Here is a 5,187-nt window from a genome sequence, read left to right as displayed (position 1 = left end):
CTAGAAGCCATCGGGCACCCGACGGAGAAGGTCGAGCTGCTGATCCTCGGCGGGACCTGGAGCGCCTATCCTCGGGCGTACCAGCGCTGGTTCGTGCAGCGCTGTCTGGAGGCGCTGAACGGCTGCGAGGCCCCCAGCTTGAACTCGGCTCAGGCTGCGAACGAGGGGGCCGGGCACCGGAACGTCGGTATGGTCATTGAGACCCGTCCGGACTGTATCAGCCCCAGCGAGATCGCTCACCTCCGGCGGCTGGGGGTCACCAAAGTCCAGCTCGGGGCACAAAGCCTTGACGATGAGTTGCTTCGTCGGAACCGGCGCGGCCATAAGCTGTCGGAGACGCAACAAGCCATGCGCCTGCTGCGGGCTGCCGGGTTCAAGATCGTCCTGCACTGGATGCCGAATCTGCTGGGGGCGACTCCCCAGACCGACCGCGAAGACTTCGCCCGGATCTGGGCGCTGGAAGACGTCCGGCCGGACGAGCTGAAGATCTACCCCACGCAGCTGCTGCCGGGGACAGGCCTGGCGGAATCCTGGCAGCGGGGCGAGTACGCTCCGTACACCCGACCGGTGCTGGTGGACCTGCTTGCAGACATCAAGCTTCTGATCCCCCGCTATTGCCGGGTGAACCGGGTCGTCCGGGATATCCCCTCGCACCATGTGATCGAGGGAAATCGACGCACAAGCTTGCGGCAGGACGTCCTGCGGACCCTGGCGGAGCGTGGTCGACAGTGTAGTTGCATCCGATGCCGCGAAGTGCGGTCGGGGAATGTGCTGGAGACCGGATTGCGTCCGGAGTCCATCTCCTACGCCGCCGCCGGCGGCACCGAGCACTTCCTGGCGCTCGAGACCTCCGAGGATCGGCTTGCGGGGTACTTGCGATTGTGGCTGCCGGGCGAACAATCCCCTCAGCCTACGCTGGCCGATCTGGCGCAGGCCGGGATCATCCGGGAGGTCCACGTATACGGCCCCTCACTCCCGCTCGGAGAGCCGTCGAATGGTGCGGCGCAACATGCCGGGCTGGGGGCTCGGCTGGTGGACTGGGGAGAGCGAGTGGCTGGGCAGGCGGGCTTTCCCCGTGTGGCGGTCATCGCCGCCATCGGCACGCGACCGTATTACCGCCGCCTGGGCTACCACCTGGGGGAGAGCTACATGATCAAGTCACTGGGATCGGGGGGCCGTCGCGTGAGATCTTCGACTGAAGTCCATTGAACGCGCCTGCTCCCTGGAGATGCGTGGCCGCCGAGAACCCCGATCTGCCCAGACACCGCTTCACTCGGCGCGGCCAACCACTACCCGGGCCCCGCTGCGGACGGCGGAGAACACGCCGGGGTCGCCCTGGACCAAACCGAAGGGGTTGACGTTGCTGTAGGCTCGGGGTTCCTCGCCCTCACTCGCAGGCGTCGGCCCGAAGAAGACGCAGAAGGCCGAGCCGATCGGCCAATAGCCCAGCTCACCGACTTTCATCACCTGCCTTGCGCCGGGCGCCTCCTCCAGGCGAACCGGGATCTCGAAGTACACCTCATCCCCCCATCGGCTGGCGGAGGCTTGGATGGGCAGGGCGCTCCAGATCGCCTCTGCGGTCGGGGAAGCGTCGAGATCGGCAAGGGCGGACACCTTGCCGGCCGTGATGCGGATGCGCTTGACCATCGGGATCTCCGGTCGGCGGATCGGGCGGGAGTATAGCATCCACCGAATTCGGGCCGCGCGGAATTGGGGCGCGACGAAGCCGCTCCAGCAGATTGCCGGAGGCGTAGCTGCGGGTGGGGCAATCGAGTGCGGGCTGGCGGCCGGCGGCGGTTGCAGGGGTCCTAGCGGTAGGACTCGGCCTGCAGGGTGAACAGCCGGGCGTAGGTGCCCCCGAGGGCGATCAGGTCTTCGTGGCTGCCGCGCTCGCGGATCGATCCGCCCTCGACGACGTAGATCTGGTCGGCCATGCGCACGGTGGAGAAGCGGTGGCTGATCAGGACCGCAGTCTTGTCGGCGGTCAACCGCCGGAACTGCTGGAACACCTGGAACTCATTCTCGGCGTCTAGGGCGGCGGTCGGTTCGTCCAGGATCAAGACCTCGCAATCACGCATGAAGGCCCGCGCCAGAGCGACTTTCTGCCACTCGCCGCCGGAAAGCTCCCGGCCGCGCGAGAACCAGCGACCGAGGGTGGTCTCGTATCCTTCCGGTAGGCCGGCGATCACCCCGTCGGCGCCGCTCATGGCGGCGGCCTGCTCGATCCGCTGCCGGTCGTCGAGGGCTTCGATCTGGCCGAACCCGATGTTCTCGAAGGCGGCCAGATGGTAGCGCACGAAGTCCTGAAAGATTACCCCGATGCGGTGATGCAGCTGCCCGAGGTCGTACTCCCTCAGATCGACACCGTCGAGCAGAACTTCGCCCTCGGTCGGGTCGTACAGACGCGTCAGCAGCTTGACGATCGTGGTCTTGCCGGCCCCGTTCGGCCCCACCAGGGCGATCTTCTCCCCTGGCCGGATGGCGAAGGTCACGTCGCGCAGGGCCCATGTCTCCTGCCCGGGGTAGCGGAATGCGACGTGGCGGAACTCGAAGCCTTGCCGCAGCGGCCGCGGCACGGGCCGCGGGGAGGCGGGTTGGACCATCGACGGCTGCAGCTCGAGAAACGAGAACAGGTTGCTCATGAACAGGCCGTTCTCATAGAGCTCGCTCAATTCAAAGAAGATGCTCTCGAAGGTGGACTGGCTGTTGCGGAAGATGCTGAGGTACATCGTCATGTCGCCCAGGGTGATGGCGCCCGCCAGGGTCCGCCACACGATCCAGGCGTAGGCGCCGTAGTAGGTCAGCGTCGCCAGCAACCCCCAGCCTAGGGAAGCCAGGCTGCGCTTCTGGGCAATGTTCTGATCCTCACGCAGGAAGCTCCAGAACAGGTTGGCATAGCGGCCGAGCAGCGGCTCGCCGAGCGAGAACAGCTTGACCTCTTTGACGGCGTCGTAGTCGGTCAGGACGTGCTCGAGATACGACAGGCGCCGGGCCTCGGGAGCCCGCCAGGACAGCACGCGGAAATTCAGTTCGGCATAGCGGCTCTGGGTGATGAAGGCCGGCAGCGTGGCCAGGAACAGCAGCAGCGCCAGCCAGGGGCTGAACCGGATCAAGAGCAGGGCGAACGTGATGAGGGTGATCACGTTCTGAACGAGATAGAAGCTGCCGTTGACGATGCGCAGCCCCCGCCAGTCGGCCTCGCGGCGTGCATTCTGAAGCTTGTCGTAGTATTCTGCATTCTCAAAGTGGGTGAGATCCAGGGCGAGCGCCTTGCGGATGATCCGAGTGTTAATGGTCAGGTTCAAGCGGGCATGTAGGATGTGCTCCGACAATGTCCTGAGCTGGACGTTGAGCGCCTGGAGCACGACCAGCACAAACTCAGCCGCCAGCAGCGGGGCGATGGCCCGTAATCCGGTCATAGGATCGGCCTGCTGGTTGAGGGAGTTGACCACGCTGTCGACAATCAGCTTGGCTACCCAGGCTTGAGCCGCGGGAAGCAGGGCACCGACGACGGTGCAAGCGGCCATGCCCAAGGTGGAAAGCGGATGAGCTTCCCAGGACAAGCGGAAGGCCCGCAGGACATTCCTGGCGGAAGCGCGGATCTGCGTCCAGCGCTCGCGAGAAGAGCCCTTCTCGGGCTCGGTCGAGGCTGCCATCGGTGAGCATCTTATCATGTGGGTCCGGCCGGGGTGGGTACTTGCATGCCCAGCAGGCGGGGCCAAGCCGGCCGGCGGCCGGCCTGGATGCCTGCAACCGGCCGGGACAGGCTGCGTAGAGAAGGTGAAGACTACGCAGCCCGGGATCCGATATGCGGATTGACCCATCACAGCTCGCACAGGAGTCCCAGTGGGCTCGCCAGGCCAGGCAGGGTGACGAACAGGCGTTCGCCCGCTTAGTGGAGGTTTTCCAGGTGCCTGTCTACAACCTGTGCTTCCGAATGCTCGGTGAGGCAGGCGAAGCCGAAGACGCGGCCCAGGAGGCTTTCCTCAAGGCCTACCGGGGCCTTCACCGGTACGACCCTGAGCGCAGGTTCGGCTCGTGGTGCCTGTCGGTCACCGCCCATGAGTGCATCGATCGGCTGCGCCGGCGGCGAATGGCCGCCCTGGACCTGGATGCAATCGAGGGCGAGGCCGCCCTGACCGACGTGGCTCCCGGCCCGGAGTCGGTGGTGATGCGCCGGGAGCAGGCGGCGCGGGTCGCTCAGCTCTTGGACCGCCTGAGCCCCCTCGACCGAGCCATCATCACCCTCAAGTATTGGTACGACATGCCGTTGGAGGAGATCGCGGCTGACCTGGACCTGACAACCAGCGCCGTCAAGAGTCGGCTGCACAGATCCCGGCGCGAGCTAGCCCAGCTGTATGTAGAAGCCTCCAGCCCTACAACAATCCGTGGAGAGACCTCCGATGTCCCACTCCCCGTTTGAGACCTGGTTGTTCTCGGATGAGCCGCGGTCGGCGCAAGAGGCGGCGGAGCTGCGTCAGCACCTGGCGAGCTGTGACCGGTGCCAGACGCTTCAAGCCGGGTGGGCTCAAGTGCAGCGAGACCTGACGCAGCCACCCCTGGCGGCACCTCGGCCCGGCTTCACCGGACGATGGGAAGCCCGGATGGCGCTCGACAGTCGAAAGCGGGCCCGCCGCCAGTCGGGGGTTCTCCTGGGGGGGATCGCATTGGAGATCGTCGTCGGGCTGGCCCTGCTGGCGTGGCTGGGGCTGCCTCAACCGCTCCGCCTGCCCAGCCTGGCGGGGATGGTGTCCAGTGGCGTGCAATGGATCACCAATACCACGGTGATCTTCTATGTGGGCAGGCAGATTCTGGGATCGCTGACCGGGCCGATCGTGCCGGCAGTCATCGTCGGTTGGGGTGGCGCCCTGACCGCGGCCGCAGTCGGTCTATGCGGTGGCTGGCTGTTGGTGATCTACCAACTCAACTGGAACTACGCTCAGAAAGGAGCACAACGATGAAACGTGTCTTGGCGGTGTTTGTGCTGGTAGCGGTGCTGCTGGTAATTCCGGCGACCGCCCTGGCCGCCCCGGTTCTGGGTGACGGCGGCGGAGGGAAGCTGGTCGTGGGCGGCGTGTACACCCTCGGCCCCGGGCAGAGCCTGAACGAGGACTTGGTGGTGATCGGAGGGGTGGCCACGCTGGCCAACGAGTCAACGGTCAACGGCGACGTGGCCATCATCGGCGG

General features: G+C 66.0%; 6 protein-coding genes. 4 read left to right on the top strand and 2 right to left on the bottom strand.

What is annotated here, in order from left to right:
• On the top strand, positions 1-1,209 hold a 1,209-nt coding region (locus tag MUO23_00955), incomplete at its 5' end, for a tRNA uridine(34) 5-carboxymethylaminomethyl modification radical SAM/GNAT enzyme Elp3 (protein MCJ7511519.1).
• 60 nt (positions 1,210-1,269) lie between these two features.
• Here MUO23_00955 and MUO23_00950 read toward each other — a convergent pair.
• Positions 1,270-1,686, bottom strand: coding sequence for a cyclophilin-like fold protein (locus MUO23_00950; GenBank protein MCJ7511518.1), 417 nt, complete (start codon positions 1,684-1,686; stop codon positions 1,270-1,272).
• 122 nt (positions 1,687-1,808) lie between these two features.
• Positions 1,809-3,656, bottom strand: coding sequence for an ABC transporter ATP-binding protein/permease (locus tag MUO23_00945; protein MCJ7511517.1), 1,848 nt, complete (start codon positions 3,654-3,656; stop codon positions 1,809-1,811).
• 152 nt (positions 3,657-3,808) lie between these two features.
• On the opposite strand from MUO23_00945, the gene MUO23_00940 reads away from it, so the two are divergent.
• From MUO23_00940 to MUO23_00930, 3 genes are all read left to right on the top strand, one after another.
• On the top strand, positions 3,809-4,423 hold the full coding sequence (locus MUO23_00940; GenBank protein MCJ7511516.1) for a sigma-70 family RNA polymerase sigma factor: 615 nt from the start codon (positions 3,809-3,811) through the stop codon (positions 4,421-4,423).
• The gene (locus MUO23_00935) at positions 4,404-4,961 is read left to right on the top strand and encodes a zf-HC2 domain-containing protein (GenBank protein MCJ7511515.1); all 558 of its coding nucleotides are present in this window, start codon (positions 4,404-4,406) and stop codon (positions 4,959-4,961) included. Before MUO23_00940 ends, MUO23_00935 begins: the two co-directional genes overlap by 20 nt.
• Positions 4,958-5,187: hypothetical protein (locus MUO23_00930; protein MCJ7511514.1), on the top strand; the 230-nt coding region annotated here is incomplete at its 3' end. The genes MUO23_00935 and MUO23_00930, both read left to right, overlap by 4 nt.

The organism is Anaerolineales bacterium (assembly GCA_022866145.1).
GTDB lineage: Bacteria > Chloroflexota > Anaerolineae > Anaerolineales > E44-bin32 > PFL42.
Note: the sequence above shows the minus strand (reverse complement) of the source record. Positions and strands in the feature narration are given on the sequence as shown.

Excerpts from the sequence above, each read along its gene's own strand:
- MUO23_00950 (MCJ7511518.1), bottom strand. The coding sequence starts at position 1,686 with ATGCTATACTCCCGCCCGATCCGCCGACCGGAGATCCCGATGGTCAAG.
- MUO23_00945 (MCJ7511517.1), bottom strand. The coding sequence starts at position 3,656 with ATGGCAGCCTCGACCGAGCCCGAGAAGGGCTCTTCTCGCGAGCGCTGG.
- MUO23_00940 (MCJ7511516.1), top strand. The coding sequence starts at position 3,809 with ATGCGGATTGACCCATCACAGCTCGCACAGGAGTCCCAGTGGGCTCGC.
- MUO23_00935 (MCJ7511515.1), top strand. The coding sequence starts at position 4,404 with ATGTCCCACTCCCCGTTTGAGACCTGGTTGTTCTCGGATGAGCCGCGG.